Origin of the sequence: Paraglaciecola sp. (assembly GCF_039964565.1) — a bacterium.
Classification (GTDB): Bacteria; Pseudomonadota; Gammaproteobacteria; order Enterobacterales; family Alteromonadaceae; genus Paraglaciecola.
Map to the genome: position 1 here is coordinate 1 of NZ_JBDVXF010000011.1, position 16,213 is coordinate 16,213.

The 16,213-nt window shown below is 41.2% G+C and carries 19 protein-coding genes; 14 read left to right on the plus strand and 5 right to left on the minus strand.

Annotated elements, in window-relative coordinates; translation table 11 throughout:
- Positions 1–237: 237 nt before the first annotated feature.
- The 5 genes from ABJK37_RS05575 (at position 238) to ABJK37_RS05595 (ending at position 3,152) form a co-directional block, all read left to right on the plus strand.
- Positions 238–435, plus strand: a complete 198-nt coding sequence (locus ABJK37_RS05575; RefSeq protein WP_348350964.1) for a hypothetical protein — start codon at positions 238–240, stop codon at positions 433–435.
- Between the two features lie 88 nt (positions 436–523).
- A complete protein-coding gene (locus ABJK37_RS05580) occupies positions 524–991 on the plus strand; it encodes a hypothetical protein (RefSeq protein ID WP_348350966.1) in 468 nt (155 codons plus the stop codon).
- Between the two features lie 124 nt (positions 992–1,115).
- Positions 1,116–1,637: a Pycsar system effector family protein gene (locus ABJK37_RS05585; RefSeq protein WP_348350968.1), complete on the plus strand. Its 522-nt coding sequence runs from the start codon at positions 1,116–1,118 to the stop codon at positions 1,635–1,637.
- Positions 1,637–2,365, plus strand: a complete 729-nt coding sequence (locus ABJK37_RS05590) for an adenylate/guanylate cyclase domain-containing protein (protein WP_348350970.1) — start codon at positions 1,637–1,639, stop codon at positions 2,363–2,365. The genes ABJK37_RS05585 and ABJK37_RS05590 overlap by 1 nt, the downstream gene beginning before the upstream one ends.
- A gap of 109 nt (positions 2,366–2,474) precedes the next feature.
- Complete coding sequence (locus ABJK37_RS05595) at positions 2,475–3,152, plus strand: hypothetical protein (RefSeq protein ID WP_348350972.1); 678 nt, start codon at positions 2,475–2,477, stop codon at positions 3,150–3,152.
- Between the two features lie 572 nt (positions 3,153–3,724).
- Here the strand turns inward: ABJK37_RS05595 and rluB are convergent.
- From rluB to ABJK37_RS05620, 5 genes are all read right to left on the minus strand, one after another.
- Entirely contained in the window at positions 3,725–4,582 is an 858-nt protein-coding gene (rluB, locus tag ABJK37_RS05600; RefSeq protein ID WP_348350974.1) for a 23S rRNA pseudouridine(2605) synthase RluB, read from the minus strand.
- A complete protein-coding gene (gene scpB / locus ABJK37_RS05605) occupies positions 4,582–5,253 on the minus strand; it encodes an SMC-Scp complex subunit ScpB (protein ID WP_348350976.1) in 672 nt (223 codons plus the stop codon). Before scpB ends, rluB begins: the two co-directional genes overlap by 1 nt.
- Complete coding sequence (locus tag ABJK37_RS05610; protein ID WP_348350978.1) at positions 5,246–6,112, minus strand: segregation/condensation protein A; 867 nt, start codon at positions 6,110–6,112, stop codon at positions 5,246–5,248. Before ABJK37_RS05610 ends, scpB begins: the two co-directional genes overlap by 8 nt.
- A gap of 18 nt (positions 6,113–6,130) precedes the next feature.
- Positions 6,131–6,751: an L-threonylcarbamoyladenylate synthase gene (locus ABJK37_RS05615; RefSeq protein WP_348350980.1), complete on the minus strand. Its 621-nt coding sequence runs from the start codon at positions 6,749–6,751 to the stop codon at positions 6,131–6,133.
- Between the two features lie 105 nt (positions 6,752–6,856).
- A complete protein-coding gene (locus tag ABJK37_RS05620) occupies positions 6,857–7,699 on the minus strand; it encodes a PHP domain-containing protein (RefSeq protein ID WP_348350982.1) in 843 nt (280 codons plus the stop codon).
- A gap of 361 nt (positions 7,700–8,060) precedes the next feature.
- Between ABJK37_RS05620 and ABJK37_RS05625 the strand changes: the two genes are divergently transcribed.
- From ABJK37_RS05625 to ABJK37_RS05665, 9 genes are all read left to right on the plus strand, one after another.
- On the plus strand, positions 8,061–9,665 hold the full coding sequence (locus tag ABJK37_RS05625) for an anthranilate synthase component 1 (RefSeq protein ID WP_348350984.1): 1,605 nt from the start codon (positions 8,061–8,063) through the stop codon (positions 9,663–9,665).
- Positions 9,665–10,321: an aminodeoxychorismate/anthranilate synthase component II gene (locus tag ABJK37_RS05630; protein ID WP_348350986.1), complete on the plus strand. Its 657-nt coding sequence runs from the start codon at positions 9,665–9,667 to the stop codon at positions 10,319–10,321. Before ABJK37_RS05625 ends, ABJK37_RS05630 begins: the two co-directional genes overlap by 1 nt.
- Positions 10,318–11,337 (plus strand): anthranilate phosphoribosyltransferase, encoded by a 1,020-nt coding sequence (gene trpD / locus ABJK37_RS05635; RefSeq protein ID WP_348350988.1) that lies wholly within the window; start codon positions 10,318–10,320, stop codon positions 11,335–11,337. Before ABJK37_RS05630 ends, trpD begins: the two co-directional genes overlap by 4 nt.
- Positions 11,338–11,348: 11 nt before the next feature.
- Positions 11,349–12,734, plus strand: coding sequence for a bifunctional indole-3-glycerol-phosphate synthase TrpC/phosphoribosylanthranilate isomerase TrpF (trpCF, locus tag ABJK37_RS05640; RefSeq protein WP_348350990.1), 1,386 nt, complete (start codon positions 11,349–11,351; stop codon positions 12,732–12,734).
- 112 nt (positions 12,735–12,846) lie between these two features.
- Entirely contained in the window at positions 12,847–14,034 is a 1,188-nt protein-coding gene (gene trpB / locus ABJK37_RS05645; RefSeq protein ID WP_348350992.1) for a tryptophan synthase subunit beta, read from the plus strand.
- Positions 14,027–14,857 (plus strand): tryptophan synthase subunit alpha, encoded by an 831-nt coding sequence (trpA, locus tag ABJK37_RS05650; protein ID WP_348350994.1) that lies wholly within the window; start codon positions 14,027–14,029, stop codon positions 14,855–14,857. Before trpB ends, trpA begins: the two co-directional genes overlap by 8 nt.
- Positions 14,858–14,891: 34 nt before the next feature.
- Positions 14,892–15,191, plus strand: a complete 300-nt coding sequence (locus ABJK37_RS05655; RefSeq protein WP_348350996.1) for a YciI family protein — start codon at positions 14,892–14,894, stop codon at positions 15,189–15,191.
- Positions 15,192–15,208: 17 nt separating this feature from the next.
- A complete protein-coding gene (arfB, locus tag ABJK37_RS05660) occupies positions 15,209–15,619 on the plus strand; it encodes an alternative ribosome rescue aminoacyl-tRNA hydrolase ArfB (RefSeq protein ID WP_348350998.1) in 411 nt (136 codons plus the stop codon).
- A gap of 109 nt (positions 15,620–15,728) precedes the next feature.
- Positions 15,729–16,181, plus strand: a complete 453-nt coding sequence (locus tag ABJK37_RS05665; protein WP_348351000.1) for a hypothetical protein — start codon at positions 15,729–15,731, stop codon at positions 16,179–16,181.
- The last annotated feature ends 32 nt before the right edge of the window (positions 16,182–16,213 follow it).

Sequence of the window (16,213 nt, forward strand, 5' to 3'; positions counted from 1 at the left end):
AAACAGCCACCTGCAACGAGATAAAAGCCGAAAACTGGAAAATCAAAACCACGAGTAAAAAACTTTGCAATATATCTTGGCTCAAGGCAAAGTTGTAGGCATTACAAATTTATAGAAAGACGATGCTTTGAATAGTCAAAACCGACTTTTCTACAGCCTCGTTAGGTGCACTGCAGTTAGCAGTTGGATTAATTTAACTAAATACTCTCATAATGATTTGCTAGGGATTAACTTTTAATGGATTCTCACTTTTTAGCTGGTGTTGTAATTAATCTTATTTTAGTTTGTTTGGGTGGCTATTTGGTTATGCGTGGTAAAGCATTAAAATCTAACTTAACTAATCAGAAAACAATGGTTTCACCAAATGCTTTAATAGTAATTGGTGTATTGCTCATCATAATCAATGTACTTCAAATTATTGGTTTTGCGCAGTGAGTGCACCTAACAAAAACATCATGGTGGGAATTTTACTCGCTGAAAAAGCGCTCCTAAAATCCCCATATGTTAAGCGTTAGGTGTTCAAGTGAAGTCAACTCCGAAATGGATTTTTAGATTTCTTAACTGGTGGGCAGGTAAAGGAGGGTTTGTTTTATTTTTCGTTGCCTTGTTTAGTATCGTTTTTGTACTTTTATTTGGGAATTACCCTCAATGGGAATATCAAAATAAACTAAAAATCCTTAATAGTTATTTTTCAAATGATATTGCAAATATTCAGCTCAGTTATTTCACAGAAACAGAAAACAACTACAAGCTTAGTTTTATTTACTCTGATGGTGCTGAACTAAGCTATGAAAAAAGAAGACAAAATAAGCCTGAAATTGCCCAAGTTTATAAAACAAAATTACTCGATAAGGTTTGCCTTTCCGAGGAGTTTACGGACAGGTTACACTGGGGACAAATGATTGAGGTTGATGTAAAAGATGGTGATTGGCCTTCAGGGGTATCGCAATTATTTAATATGAGAATTGAGTATGATCGCTGCCACACCTAACAAAAACATCATTTCGCTCGTAAACTCGCTGGGACAATTACTCACTGGCTGGCACTTCGCGCAGTATAGCCAGCAAGTAATTGCCCCATATGTTAAGCGTTAGAATCACTGGGGATAGCTTGTCATGGACGAGAAACTTAACGATATATTCTCAAATATAAATGACTGGCTCAAATATGCTGAAGCCAAGTCTGCTACTTTAATTGCAGGTAATGGCGCATTAATTTGGGGAATAGTTAGACTATCAAAAACATTCGAAATGAATATTTTGTTTAGTTTTTATTTAGTAATGTCAGCATCTCTATGTGTTGCTTCATTGGTTATTTGCTTAATCTCCGTCATACCCTCTCTGAGTATGCCTTGGGAAGCTAAGCCAAATGGAACAAAGGGAAGCGATAATTTATTATATTTCTCGGATATAGCAAAATACACACCTCAGGCCTATTTGAAAGCATTGGAAGTGAAATTAGAGTTGAAAAACAGTCAATATACTGGCTATCAAAAAGACCTTTCAAACCAGATTATAATTAACTCTGTTATAGCCAAAGAAAAGTATAGAAACTTCCAAATTGCAGTTTGGTTAACTCTATCAGCTATCTTGTCTCCAATCGGTGCTGCAACCATATTTATTTTAAGGAAGAAATAATGAAAAGTGGAATTGATTCCAAGATTCAGCAGATTATAGACGACGCATTTGATGTAACCGATATTACGGATGTTCCAAATATTGACGATACTAGACTAACTTTTGGCAATAAGGGACTGCGATTTGAGGCAACAACATTATTTATAGATATGAGGGGCTCAACAGCAGTTTTGAATAATCATAATCGAACTACTGTCGCCAAGATCCATAAAGCATATTTTCATACGATAGTTACTATAGCTAAAAGCTTAGGTGGAGAGGTCAGAAGCTTTAATGGTGATGGTATGTTGGTCTTTTTTCAGGGAACATCAAAATTAACTCTCAGTAATGCAGTTGAAGCTGCTATGAAAATGAAATGGATGCTTTCGTCCTCTGACTCTGCGGTGAAAAAGAAAATGGAGAAATATTCCACAGTAAATTTTGGAATAGGGATTGACGATGGTAAAATTCTCTGTGCAAAAGTTGGCATAGCAGGAGCGGATAATAGAGACCTAGTTTGGATAGGTAATGCGGTTAATAAATCCGTAAAGGTTGGAGATATGTTGCATGGAAATATTGGCATTTCGTCATACGTTTATAGCAATTTGCTAGACCAAGTCAAATATGCAATTGAAAAAGATATTTGGGGAAATGAAGTTAAAAAGGATATGTGGCAATCACAATATTTCGAATACAATGGAAAAAGTGAGTTGTATTATTTTACTTCCTATCACTGGGTGGTCACGTGATTCTAACAAGTGCATTATGGTGGGAATTTTACTCGCTGAAAAAGCGCTCCTAAAATCCCCATATGCAAAGCGTTAAGCATCAAAACAAACCTGAAAAGGAGTTTTAGAATTGGACGAAAGTAATGTAACTCCATGGTTTGAAACCTTCATAACATGGATATCGGGTTCTACTGGGGCTGGAGTTTCTTTCGCTCTTAATATTGTGATGCTAATTCTCACTATTGCTGGCTTCTTAATGTATTTTCAGCAAAAACGAGAATATAGACTTCTTTCAGGGATACTCACTGAGTATGGATTAAAGGAAAAAATTGAAACCGATGCCTCGGCTGTAAAGAAAAAGAAAGATGAACTCGACTCAAAAGTTAAGAGTGTGAAAGATCAATTGGAGGCTGCTGAGAAAGATCTAAAGGAACGACTACCCTTAGAAGCCAGAAAGGCATATTTTGAAAATACAATACCTGTAGTTCAGCAACAGGTGTTTGAGCTGTCAAAACAGCTTGAGAATATGGAATCAGAACTCTCTAACCTTGGGGGTAGCTTAAAAAACGCATCCCCTGAAATTGATGATATTTTGTCTGAAGAAGTCAAAAATAATGTTTCAATCAAGCGTGATATGGAGAAAGCAAGAACTACACTAGCAGTTTTAACTGGTGCTGCAGCAGCTATCGGCGCAATTATGCCTTATCCATTGTCAGTCTTAGCGGGTATTTTAGCTCCGTTTATTATTAAGGAGTGCTGGAGCATTTATAAACTGTCAAAAACATACTATGCAGACAAAAATGCTTAACAAGCAAAGGCAGTCGGATGCTACGCACCGCTGCTTGGGGCGTTATACATCATGAAATACTTAACCTTTTTAATTTTATTTGTTTTTAGCTATGCTCAGACTAAATTACAGAGACAGCCATTGTAACAAACTAGTAAAATTACAATTAAATCAATATATTACAAAAAATCACATGAACATCGTCATCACAAATGTGCAGCTTTGGTGGCTCCGCCACTGCTTTCCCGCCGTTAAAGTTTCAGTACAAAAAGACTTATTTTAGGGGCAAATGACATGCGGACGCCGCGCGGGACGTCATTTGAGCGAAAGTTGGAGGGACTCATTTGTAGCGACAACGCGGTTGGCGCCCATAAAATAAGTCTTTTTGTGCGATTAAGAACTTTGGTAGCGGCGGCTTATTTTGGTTACTTTATTCTTAGCTGTAGAAGAAAAAGTGACTGGCTCGAAGGGACTCGAGACAAAACTGCCAAGCGGTCGCGTCGCGGGATAGCAGTGCCCGCTAGGGCATAAAAAACTAAAAAGTAACACCCAACTTAAAAGGTGTTACCTAACGCAAAAACGCGAAGCGTTTATCAATCCCGCTTCTTATTAGCCTGCCGCACCCTATGCTTCTTAACCGATCTCCGCATCCGACTAATCTTCACATGATCCAATTTCCCGGGATCAACCTTAATCAAGGTCTCAGTCTCAGCCGGCAATTGCACACTTTTACGTAAGGTGTTCAAATCTGGTAATCCCAACTCTACCCATCCACCTTGTGGTAAGCGCTTTTGCAATTCTAATGAGCCATAACGCACGCGGATCAATCGGCTAACTTGTAAGCCTTGAGATTCCCATAAACGCCTAACTTCGCGATTTCTGCCTTCAGATAAACTCACGTTATACCAAGTATTTAGACTTTCTTCGTCACCAGGCTTTTTAACTATCTCGTTAAATTTAGCTTCACCGTCTTCAAGTTTCACGCCGTCTGTTAGACGTTTGAGCATCATGTCTTCTACGGTTCCAAATACGCGCACTGAGTATTCGCGTTCCACTTCGTGTTTGGGGTGCATTAAACGATTCGCTAGCTCACCATCGTTAGTGAACAACAATAAACCACTGGTATTAATATCTAAACGACCTACAGCTATCCAGCGGCCGTTTTTAATCGCTGGCAGGCGATCAAAGACAGTTGGTCGGCCTTCGGGATCTTTACGGCTGCACAATTCACCTTCGGGTTTGTTGTACATCAACACTCGACAAGTTGGGGTGTCATTGGGGGTGCTAATAGGGTTGCCGTCGACACGAATTTTATCTGCAGGTTCGACCCTGTCACCTAAGGTTGCCAATTTTCCGTTAACAGATATACGCCCAGCCTCTATCCATCTTTCCATCTCGCGGCGCGATCCGACTCCGGCATTGGCCAGTACTTTTTGTAATTTGTCACTCATTAATGTAATTGCTCTGGTTCATCTGGAGGAGTGCGCAAAGTTGCCTCTCCTGCTACAGATTCTGTTGGTTGACCTTTTGTCGCGACATCTTTTGTGGCATCGCTTAAAAGAATGTTTGTTGTTTCGTCTGACACTTCAGACCCAATAAAATCATCACTACTGGGTAATTCACCTAAGCTTTTTAACCCAAAATAATCTAGAAACCCCTTAGTTGTGGCATACAACGAAGGGCGTCCTGGTACTTCTTTATGGCCGATAACTTTGATCCAGCCTCTTTCACTCAAAGTTTTCATTATTTGACTACTGACCGACACCCCCCGTACATCCTCTATTTCACCACGGGTTATGGGTTGACGGTATGCAACTAATGATAAGGTTTCCAACATTGCCCGAGAGTAGCGGGGAGCATTTTCTTGCCACAATTTACCTAGCCACGGACTTAAACTGTCAACCGATTGAAAACGATAACCTGATGCCACTTCTACTAACTGTATGCCTCTCGCTTGATAATCTAACTGCAACTCCTTTAGCGTGTCTTTGAGCATGGTTTTACTCACTTCCAAACCTTCCAATACGGTAAGTTGCAGCTGCTCCGCTGAAACCGGTTGGTCAGCTACAAATATTGCAGCTTCGACTAACTGTTTAAGCTGTGCTCTTGATATCTTAGCCATCTAATTCAGCCTCAGTATATTTTAGCGGTCCACTCATTTTGATATGAATGTTGGCATAGGGCTGAGCTTGTACTAACTCAATTAAACTTTCTTTGGCTAGCTCCAAAATAGCTAAAAAAGTGACGACTACTCCAGGCTTGCCTTCACTTGCATGAAACAGTTCGTCAAAACCCGTAAAGTGCTGCGCCGAAATTTGCTCTAAAATCAAACTCATTCGTTCTCGAGTAGATAATGTTTCTTTTTCTATATGGTGATGTTCGAATGCTTGCGCCCTGTTCATTGCTGTTTGAAACCCTAAAACCAGTTCTTGCAAACTCACCACCGGTAAAATTCGCAGTGGTTCTACTGAGTCGGCGGTATCCACAGTGACAGTAAAAATATCCCTCTCTTGTCTAGGTATATTATCAAGTTCCTGAGCGGCATTTTTAATGCGCTCATATTCTTTTAAGCGGCGAATAAGCTCAGCTCGTGGATCATCCTCATCTTCCTCTGCATCCGCCCTTTTAGGTAATAATAGTCGAGATTTAACCTCAGCTAAAATCGCCGCCATCAATAGATATTCCCCAGCAAGCTCAAGTTTAATGTCTTTCATTAACTCCACGTATTCCATGTATTGTTGGGTAACTTGATATACTGGTAAGTTAACAATATCGAACTTTTGCTTACGAATTAAATACAACAATAGGTCCAATGGCCCTTCGAATGCTTCTAAAATCAGTTCTAGTGCGTCTGGGGGAATATACAAATCTTCAGGTTTTTCAACTAAGGCTTCTCCATTGACAAATGCCAACGGTAACGGTTGTTGGACCGGTTCCTTAGCAAGTGAAGAGGCTGAAAAAGAGCGATTATCTGCAGACATTCAGAATATCTTATTTGGCTATATGAAAGGGCTAGTGTCACCACTGCCTTCTCTGATAATAGTATTCTCTCCGTCTGACATATCAATCACAGTGGTAGGCTGTTCACCTAAAAAGCCACCATGAATAATCAAGCCCACTTGTTTTTCTAGTTCATCGCGAATGTCATCAGGGTTAGACTCAGCAACCAATGCGCCAGGTAAAATAAGCGTAGTCGACATTAACGGCTCGCCTAATTCTTCTAATAACGCCAGCGCAATTTTGTTGTCAGGTACTCTAATGCCGATCGTTCTTCTTTTAGGATTTTGTAACCTCTTGGGCACTTCTTTGGTGGCCTTAAGAATAAATGTATAAGGCCCTGGAGTATTATTTTTGATCATTCTAAAGGCCGTGTTATCAACTCTTGCATATTCCGAGAGTTCCGACATATCACGACACATCAAAGTGAAATTATGGTCTTTACCAATTTGTCGAATGCGGCAAAGTTGCTCTAAGGCAGCTTTGTCATTCATGTGACATCCAATGGAATAACCCGAATCTGTCGGGTATACCACCACGGCACCTTGATGAATAAGCTCACAAGCCTGTTTAATCAAACGTACTTGTGGATTATCTGGGTGGATATAAAAAAACTGACTCATAAATTATTCCTATTCTACTATCACAGCAGTATTGCTCGTAGAGTAATGTTATCGCTTATCCGAATGTGAAGTAGGTTCATTGACCTAACTTCTATTACCAGCATGTTATTGACTGACTAAATTCCAGTCCTGCCATATTGGCACAAGTTGTTCGGGAAGCGTAAGGTTTTTGCCTAATTCAGTCCAGCGGTTAGGGTAATGAAAGTCAGAACCGCTAGACGCTTGCAAATCGTGTTCAGCGGCGATGTCAGCCAATAACTTTTTGCGCACAGGAGTAAGGTGCGAGTGAATCACCTCCATTCCGTCGCCACCCGAATCAGCGAATTCTGCAACCAAACGTTTTAACCATTTGGTTGTCATATCATAGTGCCCTGGGTGTGCTAATACAGCCTTACCTCCGGCGTCATGAATCCAAGTAATAGCCTGTTCAATACTGATCCATTTTGGTTTTACATGAGCTTTTTTGCCTTTACCTAAGTATTTTTTAAACACCGAATCAAAATCTCTTACGACTTGGCGTTGTACTAGCACTCGCGCAAAATGCGCACGGGTTATTTGCCCCACACCCGCTAACTCTTTTGCATCCTCAAAAACATTTGCAATGCCTACTTTAGCTAGTTTATCCGACATTTGCTGGGCGCGCCTGTCGCGCTCTTGGCTTTGTTGTTCCAAGCGAGCCAAAAACTGCGCGTTTGTATGGTCAACATTGAGGCCCAAAATATGGATATCGAAGTTATGCCAAGACGTTGATATTTCAACACCCGAAAGGATCTGCATGGCACGTTTTTGCTGTGATTGATAATCTATAGCCGTTTGAATACCATCAATGGTGTCATGATCGGTTATGGCTAACACATCTACTTGCATGTTGTGAGCGCGATCAACTAACTCCTTTGGCGAAAGGTGTCCATCAGAGTAATGGGTGTGGCTATGCAGATCGATTTTCATTGAATAGTACTTTTCTTAATTCGCTATTAATTATTATTATTTCTGGTTAAGAACAATTTGAGTGTTGACATAGAGCCAAATTTGTTTTCTTCTATATACACAAAATGACTGTTGTTTAGCGCTATTATACCGATCCCCGTGTGAATAACAGCCAAATAACCGATTTAAACTGATAACGAGTAATATAAATAATGAAAAATATTCAAACACGCAACATTTGGTGGTGGCACATCCTGAACTAACGGGCTGTGAGTGTTTGTGTTTGAATTTTAAATTCGCAAATAAATATCCAAAAAAGCCCGTATAATGCGGGCTTTTTTACGCCTGCTCTTCAATAAAAATTGTATTAGAGAATTAAAAAATGAGTTTAGCCCAGTTAACAGAGCAGTTTGGCAAAGTAGAAACCCTAGTGGTCGCCGCAGACTATGTCGCCGACCCATTACATGCGTATCAATACTTATGCCAAGGTAAAAGCAATAACTTGCTTTTAGAATCAGCCGAAATAGATAGCAAAGACAACCTCAAAAGTTTGCTATTGGTAGATGCCGCTATCAAGATAGAGTGCCATGGCCAGCACGTTTATTGTCGTGCATTATCAGATAACGGTCATGCAGTACTGCCGATGTTTGATGAATATTGTCCAGTTGGCGTTATCCATAAACTGGATCCCACTGAAGGCCTAGTTACTCTCACTTTTCCCGCAGCAGATGCTGACCTCGATGAAGACAGTCGCTTAAAAGCGCCAGCGGTATTTGATGCGTTACGCCTGATTACCAATAAAATCACTGCTATACGCCAACATCCTCATGCAGTGTTTTTAGGTGGCGCATTAGCCTATGATTTGTTGGCCAGTTTTGAAAAACTGCCAGAAGTCGCTGACAGCGCCAATTCTTGTCCAGACTTTGTTTTTTATCTTGCGGAAACTTTAGTGATTATTGATCATCAAACACAGCAAAGCGAAATCATTGGCAGTGTGTTTAGCGGTAAAAATGTGGCCAACAATTATTTTTCCGTGAGTCAGCGTTTAGAACAGGTAAAACATAAATTAGGCACAATTAAACCCTTAGCTGAAACCTCAAAAACAATCATCACTGAGAAAGACTTAAAGGTTAATAAGTCCGATCAAGAGTACAAAAATGACGTGATTAAGTTGAAAGAAAACATCTTATCTGGTGACATTTTTCAGGTAGTGCCGTCTCGAACATTTAGCTTACCCTGCCCTCACCCTCATGATGCTTATCGAGCCTTAAAACAACAAAACCCTAGTCCGTATATGTTTTTCCTACAAGACGACGATTTTTGTATGTTTGGCGCATCCCCTGAATCTGCTTTGAAGTACACCAAACAGACGAATCAGGTAGAGATTTATCCTATTGCCGGAACACGCCCAAGAGGCAAACGAGCAGACGGTAGTATTGACCTAGATTTGGATTGTCGTTTAGAACTCAACTTACAAGAAGATCAAAAAGAACGAGCTGAACATATTATGTTGGTAGATTTAGCACGTAACGATGTTGCCAAAGTATCTAAACCCGGCACTCGTTATGTCACTGACTTACTCAAGGTAGACCGCTACTCCCATGTAATGCATTTAGTGTCTCGAGTAGTAGGGCAATTACGCGATGACTTAGACGCACTTAATGCTTACCAAGCCTGTATGAATATGGGCACCTTAGTAGGCGCACCTAAAGTCAGCGCCGCCACCTTGATTCGACAAGTAGAAAATCAGCGGCGCGGCAGTTATGGCGGTGCGGTAGGTTATATAAACAGCCAAGGTGATATGGATACTTGTATTGTGATTCGTTCTGCATTTGTGAAAAACAATACCGCTTATATTCAAGCAGGTGCCGGTGTAGTTTATGACTCAGATCCACAATCAGAAGCAGATGAAACCCGCGGTAAAGCACAAGCGGTCATCAGTGCTATTATTTCCAGCTCTCAATTACCAGCACAAGGAGCAGCATAATGACTTCATCCGCGGCTCAAGCGACGAACCCAATATGTGTGTTTTTGTTAGATAACTTTGATTCCTTTACTTACAACCTAGTGGACGAATTAAGAACTCTAGGCCTTGAATTGATTGTATATCGCAATAGTGTGCCAGCTGAATTAGTGATGCAAAAGATGCAACATAAAGCGCAGCAGACAGACTCAAACGGTCAAAAAAGACAAGTGATGTTAATGTTATCCCCTGGTCCAGGTAATCCGTCACAAGCAGGATCAATGCTAGCACTGCTAGATTTAGTCAAAGGCCAGTTTCCTGTTTTAGGTATTTGTCTAGGACATCAAGCAATTATTGAATCTTATGGGGGCAACATCATTCGCGCAGATAAAGTGATGCATGGTAAATCATCCTTAATTGAACACTGCGGCGATAAAATGTTTAGCAACATGCCAAAGCCCTTACCCGTGGCGAGATACCATTCATTAATGGCCAGTAATATGCCGGAAGAATTGAGTGTTTTGGCGAGTTTTTCTGAAATACCTATGGCAGTGGCGCATTTACAAGACCAAATGTTAGGTTTCCAATTTCACCCTGAATCGATTTTAACTTCTCATGGCAGTCAACTACTGATGCAGAGTATTGAATTTTTAACCCAAGATAAGGTGCAGACACGATGATCCAAAACATTCTTGAACAACTCTATCTAGGTCAAGATTTACAACAAGATGATGTGACTGAAGTATTTTCCAAAGTAGTCACAGGTCAGGTGGATGACATCGTTTTATCATCATTACTTACTGCGTTAAAAATTAAGGGTGAGCAACCGCAAGAAATTGCTGGTGCCGCGGCGGCATTAATAGCTAACTCAGCGACTTTCCCCCGCCCTGACTATGATTTTGCTGACATAGTAGGCACAGGTGGTGATGGGCACAATACGATTAATATTTCTTCTGCTTCAGCTATAGTGGCTGCGAGTTGTGGCTTAAAAGTAGCGAAACATGGTAATCGCAGTGTATCAAGTAAGTCGGGCTCAGCTGACCTATTTAAGGCATTCGATTTAGAACTTACCATGTCAGCAAACACCGCACGTCAATGTCTCGACGAATCAAACTTGTGTTTTTTGTTCGCCCCCAACTATCACTCTGGTATTCGTCATGCAATGCCAGTGCGTACCACCTTAAAAACCCGCACTTTGTTTAATTTGCTTGGACCTTTAGTTAACCCAGCTCGCCCCAGTCATATTATTATTGGCGTTTACGCGCCTGAATTATTAATGCCTTTTGCGAAAACCTTACAGTTATTGGGCTACCAAAAAGCCTTAGTTGTACATGGCAGTGGATTGGATGAATTTGCATTACACGGAGACACCCAAATAGTAGAAGTAAATGGCAGCGAACTAAGTGAGAAAGTAGTCTCTCCAACAGATTTTGGGCTTGAAAACTATCCATTAGAGGCCATTAAAGGTGGCGAGCCAGAAGAAAACAAGCTCCTAATTGAAAACGTTCTAGTTGGCAAAGGACAGCGGGCGCACCAGGCTGCGGTTGCTATGAATGCGGGCGCGTTACTCAAACTATGCGGTAAAGTACAAAGTTATGCTCAAGGAGCAGAAATGGCAATCGGGGCTATGCAACAACAGCTACCATTAGCCACGATAAAACAGTCGGCTGCAATCAGCCAAAAAAGTAAAGGGTAACGTTAACTGACATGGCCAACGTATTAGAAAAAATTGTCTTAGACAAAAAGTTAGAAATTGCAAAACGTAAAATTGACTTACCTCTAGCAGATTTTATCAACGGATTAACCCCATCGGATAGAAGCTTTTACGACGCGTTGGCAAAGCCTAATGCAGGATTTATTTTAGAATGTAAAAAAGCCTCACCCTCTAAAGGTTTAATTCGTGAACATTTTGACTTAGACGAAATCATCCAAGCCTACAGCCCTCACGCGGCTTGTATTTCAGTGCTAACAGATGAAAAATACTTTCAAGGTAAATTTGAATACCTCGAATATGTACGAAACCGCGTTACTCAACCTGTAATCAACAAGGACTTTTTTGTTGAGCCATACCAAGTTCACTTAGCTCGTTACCATCATGCCGACGCGGTGTTATTAATGTTGTCAGTGTTAAACGACGAACAATATGTTGAATTAGCTGAACTGGCGCAACATTACCAACTCGACGTGTTAACTGAAGTCAGTAATGAGCAAGAAGTACTCAGAGCATGTGCGTTACAAGCTAAAATCATAGGTATTAATAATCGAGATTTACGCGACCTAAGCACTGACTTAGCCACTACAGAACGCTTGGTACCTTTGATTAAAAAACATGCCAATCATGATCATGTGATCATTTCAGAATCTGGTATATACAGCCATCAAGACGTACTTAGATTAGCACCTCTAGTTGAAGGTTTTTTGGTAGGCAGTTCTTTGATGAGCGAAAATGACATCGAGCTAGCAGCAAAACAACTAGTGTATGGCACAGTCAAGATTTGTGGAACCACCAGCCTATCAGGTGCTAAGTTAGTCAAAGATAGTCCCGCCAGTTATGCGGGTTTGATTTTTGCGCAGAAATCCAAACGCTTTATAACTTTAGAGCAAGCCAAACAAATTACTTACGCAGTGCCCTTTAATTATGTTGGTGTATTCGTCAATTCACCTATTGAACAGGTAGCGAATTATGCTAAAGAACTAAGTTTAGAAGCGGTGCAGTTACATGGTGACGAAGACCAAACTTATATCGATAATTTACGTATACATCTACCTAGCTCTTGCCAAATTTGGTTAGCTAAAGGGGTTAAGCAAGCCTTACCCAGTATAGATGAAACGGGTGTTGCGTACTTTTTATTAGATTGCCAAGTAGGTGAGCAATCGGGAGGTACCGGCCAATCCTTCAGTTGGCAACTGTTAGATGAACTATCTGACAAGTCTAACATTATACTAGCCGGAGGCATCACCCCAAATAATGTGAAACAGGCAGCTAAATTAGGCGTTGCCATGCTCGACTTAAATTCTGGTGTAGAAAGCGCACCTGGGATTAAGCAGCAAGACATAATTGATCAAGCTTTTAGCCAGCTTCGAGAGTATTAAGTACCCCAGTGAAGTAAAACACACGGTGTGTTCTGTGGTAACAATTTGCTTTTGCGACAAGTGAAATAATTAGTCGCAACAAGCGATATCAGTTTAAAAAAGTGAGTAATAAATGAATCATTTAGATAGTAAATTTGGTGACTATGGCGGTATGTACGTACCCGAGTTACTGATCCCTGCCCTCGACCAACTTGAACAAGCATTTATCGATGCCCAGAAAGATCCCGAATTCCAAGCTGAATTTATGGGTTTACTAAAAGATTATGCTGGCCGACCAACGGCAATGACATTAACCCGAAACTTAGTGAATAACCCCAAAGTAAAATTATACTTAAAAAGAGAAGATTTATTACACGGAGGTGCCCATAAAACCAATCAGGTTTTAGGACAAGCATTGCTAACCAAACGCATGGGTAAAACCGAAGTTATTGCCGAAACTGGCGCAGGCCAACACGGCGTGGCCACAGCGTTAGCCTGTGCACTTATGGGCCTTAAAGCTCGAATTTATATGGGTGCGAAGGATGTTGAACGCCAAGCACCTAATGTATTTAGAATGCGCTTGATGGGCGCTGAAGTTATTCCTGTTCATGCCGGTTCGGGCACTTTAAAAGATGCAGTAAATGAGGCGATGCGTGACTGGTCTGCCAGTTATGACAAAGCCCACTATCTGTTGGGAACGGCAGCGGGTCCTCACCCCTTCCCTACCATTGTACGTGAGTTTCATCGAATGATAGGCGAAGAAACCAAAGCGCAAATCCTTGAAAAAGAAGGACGTTTACCCGATGCAGTCGTTGCTTGTGTAGGTGGCGGTTCAAACGCCATTGGCATGTTTGCTGACTTTATTGACGAACCAAATGTAAAACTGATTGGTGTAGAACCAGCTGGAAAAGGTGTACATACCGCCGAGCACGGCGCGGCTATCGGTAAAGGCACCAAAGGGATATTGCATGGCGCTTACAGTTACATTATGCAAGATAACGATGGTCAAATTGAAGAGTCATACTCAGTGTCAGCGGGTTTAGATTATCCTGCGGTAGGTCCACAACACGCTTATTTATCTGATATCGGCAGAGCAGAATACGTATCAGTAACTGATGATGAAGCGCTAAATGCGTTTCAAATATTGTCTCGCAAGGAAGGGATTATCCCCGCCCTTGAATCTTCCCATGCCCTTGCCCATGCCTTAAATATGGCCGATGAAGCCGAAGACGAAACCATAATAGTGGTAAACCTATCTGGACGTGGCGATAAAGATTTAGCCCATGTCCATAGCATTTTAGGAGATCAAAACCATGACTAATTCTGTTGCGAATAATGTTGATCGTTACGCTAAGTTGTTCGAACAACTGCAGCAAAAAAACGAAGGCGCATTTGTTCCTTTTGTGATGGTTGGCGACCCTGATATTGCAACCTCAGTGGATATTATCAAAACCCTAGTAACAGCAGGTGCAGATGCACTGGAGCTGGGTTTCCCCTATTCTGATCCGATTGCTGATGGTCCAACTATCCAACAAGCCAGTATTCGGGCACTGTCGAATAAAATCAAAACTGATGATAACTTCGAAATAATCCGCCAAGTGCGTGAAGCCCATCCTAATATTTCAATAGGTTTATTACTTTATAGCAACCTAGTACTTAAACGTGGTATAGAAAAATTCTATCAAGACGCGGTTAACGCAGGGGTTGATTCAATTTTGATAGCCGATGTACCACTACGTGAAGCTGACCGTTTTATTGCAGTTGCAAATCAAACGGGTATAAAACAAATTTTAATTGCACCACCCAATGCGAGTGATGACACCCTTGCTGAAATTGGTGAAAAATCTCAAGGTTATACCTATTTGTTAGGCAGAGCCGGAGTAACAGGTGCAGAAACTGCGGTGACCATTCCAGCCAGCGCACTTATTGATAAACTCACACAATATAAAGTTGCACCACCCTTACTGGGCTTTGGCATATCCACACCTGCACAAGTCAAAGATGCCATACAATCAGGTGCTGCAGGCGCTATCTCTGGCTCGGCAACAGTGAATATCATTGCTGAAAACCTCAGTCAGCCAGAAGTCATGCTTGATAAACTTCAAAGCTTTGTAACAGAAATGAAAGCGGCTACTCGCAAGTAGCCGTGTTTATCTAAACAATTTACAGGACATATTTATGTGGTACACAATATATTGCGAAGACATTGAAAACAGTCTGCCTATTCGCAAACAAACAAGAGCAGCGCACCTTGAGCGTATTCAAATATTAGTAGATCAAGGCCGATTGATGGTAGCCGGTCCCAATCCCGCTATAGACAGCCAAGACCCTGGCGCAGCAGGCTTTACTGGATCGTTAATCATTGCAGAGTTTGAGAGCCTTTCAGAAGCACAACAATGGGCAGATACAGACCCCTATACCCTAGCAGGCGTATTTCAAAAGGTGACAGTTAAACCATACATTAAAGTGTTACCTTAACCAGTGAAACAGCGTCAATGAGTTATACACCAAATCTCGAATCACTTATGCCAGCCATTGACATGACGGCTATGCGCGCCCAAGGCGCCGGTGGACAAAATGTTAATAAGGTATCTAGTGCTATCCATCTAAGGTTTAATATTCGTTTGGCAGCCATACCCGAATACGTCAAACAGAAACTACTATCAGGCAAAGACAAACGAGTCACCCAAGACGGCATTTTGATTATCAAATCTCAGAGCCACCGAACCCAAGAAATGAACAAACAAGATGGGCTAGACAGATTGATTGAAATCTTAATAGAGGCAGGCAAATTACAGAAAGCGCGACGTGCCACTAAACCTAGCAAAAGCTCACAAATCAAACGGGTAGATAGCAAGGTAAAATCGGGAAGAACCAAAGCACTGCGTAAAAAAGTAGATTATTAAGATAGAGATAGCTCCCACATCATTAACCCCGTGATAGTTTAGAGTAAAATTATAGCTAGAGATATTCAGATATTGGCCGATAACACTGATAAGTTATCTGAGGTGATATATGAATTTATTCAAAGGCTGTAGAGTTCGTCAAACCATTTACCTGCTGCCAATGTTACTAATTGGGTGCTTATTGAGTGGTTGCATTCAAAGTAAGGCTGCAACCTCTGAAAATGACATACCAATTTCCAGCACGTCACAAAGACATATTACTGACAACACTTTAAAGGTAGTAAATGCCGCGTTTTATCCTAGTTTCATTTTGGGTGAATGGCGTTATAAAGGTGCTCGAAATTTCAAAGGAAAAATCAACGCTTACATTCAAATTCCAGGGCCATTGGAAATGAGTAAAGACGTCCAAAAATCCTACCTGCGCACCGCTATTTGCCCTTCATCAAAACACACTAACATGTGGAATGAGATTGATGGTATTCCACTTAGTGTGCATATCTATACCCATAAACAAAAACAAAGTTTGTATGTGGATTGTGTCAACCCCCTAAATGCCGGATAATATGCAACTTCCAGCAGCGGAGCAAAGCGTCA

Bases quoted from the DNA above. Each gene is read 5' to 3' on its own strand.
- trpA (WP_348350994.1), top strand. From the start codon at position 14,027: ATGACTAATTCTGTTGCGAATAATGTTGATCGTTACGCTAAGTTGTTC.
- ABJK37_RS05615 (WP_348350980.1), bottom strand. From the start codon at position 6,751: ATGAGTCAGTTTTTTTATATCCACCCAGATAATCCACAAGTACGTTTG.
- arfB (WP_348350998.1), top strand. From the start codon at position 15,209: ATGAGTTATACACCAAATCTCGAATCACTTATGCCAGCCATTGACATG.
- ABJK37_RS05585 (WP_348350968.1), top strand. From the start codon at position 1,116: ATGGACGAGAAACTTAACGATATATTCTCAAATATAAATGACTGGCTC.
- trpB (WP_348350992.1), top strand. From the start codon at position 12,847: ATGAATCATTTAGATAGTAAATTTGGTGACTATGGCGGTATGTACGTA.
- ABJK37_RS05655 (WP_348350996.1), top strand. From the start codon at position 14,892: ATGTGGTACACAATATATTGCGAAGACATTGAAAACAGTCTGCCTATT.
- scpB (WP_348350976.1), bottom strand. From the start codon at position 5,253: ATGGCTAAGATATCAAGAGCACAGCTTAAACAGTTAGTCGAAGCTGCA.
- trpD (WP_348350988.1), top strand. From the start codon at position 10,318: ATGATCCAAAACATTCTTGAACAACTCTATCTAGGTCAAGATTTACAA.
- ABJK37_RS05620 (WP_348350982.1), bottom strand. From the start codon at position 7,699: ATGAAAATCGATCTGCATAGCCACACCCATTACTCTGATGGACACCTT.
- ABJK37_RS05590 (WP_348350970.1), top strand. From the start codon at position 1,637: ATGAAAAGTGGAATTGATTCCAAGATTCAGCAGATTATAGACGACGCA.
- ABJK37_RS05575 (WP_348350964.1), top strand. From the start codon at position 238: ATGGATTCTCACTTTTTAGCTGGTGTTGTAATTAATCTTATTTTAGTT.
- ABJK37_RS05630 (WP_348350986.1), top strand. From the start codon at position 9,665: ATGACTTCATCCGCGGCTCAAGCGACGAACCCAATATGTGTGTTTTTG.
- ABJK37_RS05625 (WP_348350984.1), top strand. From the start codon at position 8,061: ATGAGTTTAGCCCAGTTAACAGAGCAGTTTGGCAAAGTAGAAACCCTA.
- trpCF (WP_348350990.1), top strand. From the start codon at position 11,349: ATGGCCAACGTATTAGAAAAAATTGTCTTAGACAAAAAGTTAGAAATT.
- ABJK37_RS05665 (WP_348351000.1), top strand. From the start codon at position 15,729: ATGAATTTATTCAAAGGCTGTAGAGTTCGTCAAACCATTTACCTGCTG.
- ABJK37_RS05610 (WP_348350978.1), bottom strand. From the start codon at position 6,112: ATGTCTGCAGATAATCGCTCTTTTTCAGCCTCTTCACTTGCTAAGGAA.
- rluB (WP_348350974.1), bottom strand. From the start codon at position 4,582: ATGAGTGACAAATTACAAAAAGTACTGGCCAATGCCGGAGTCGGATCG.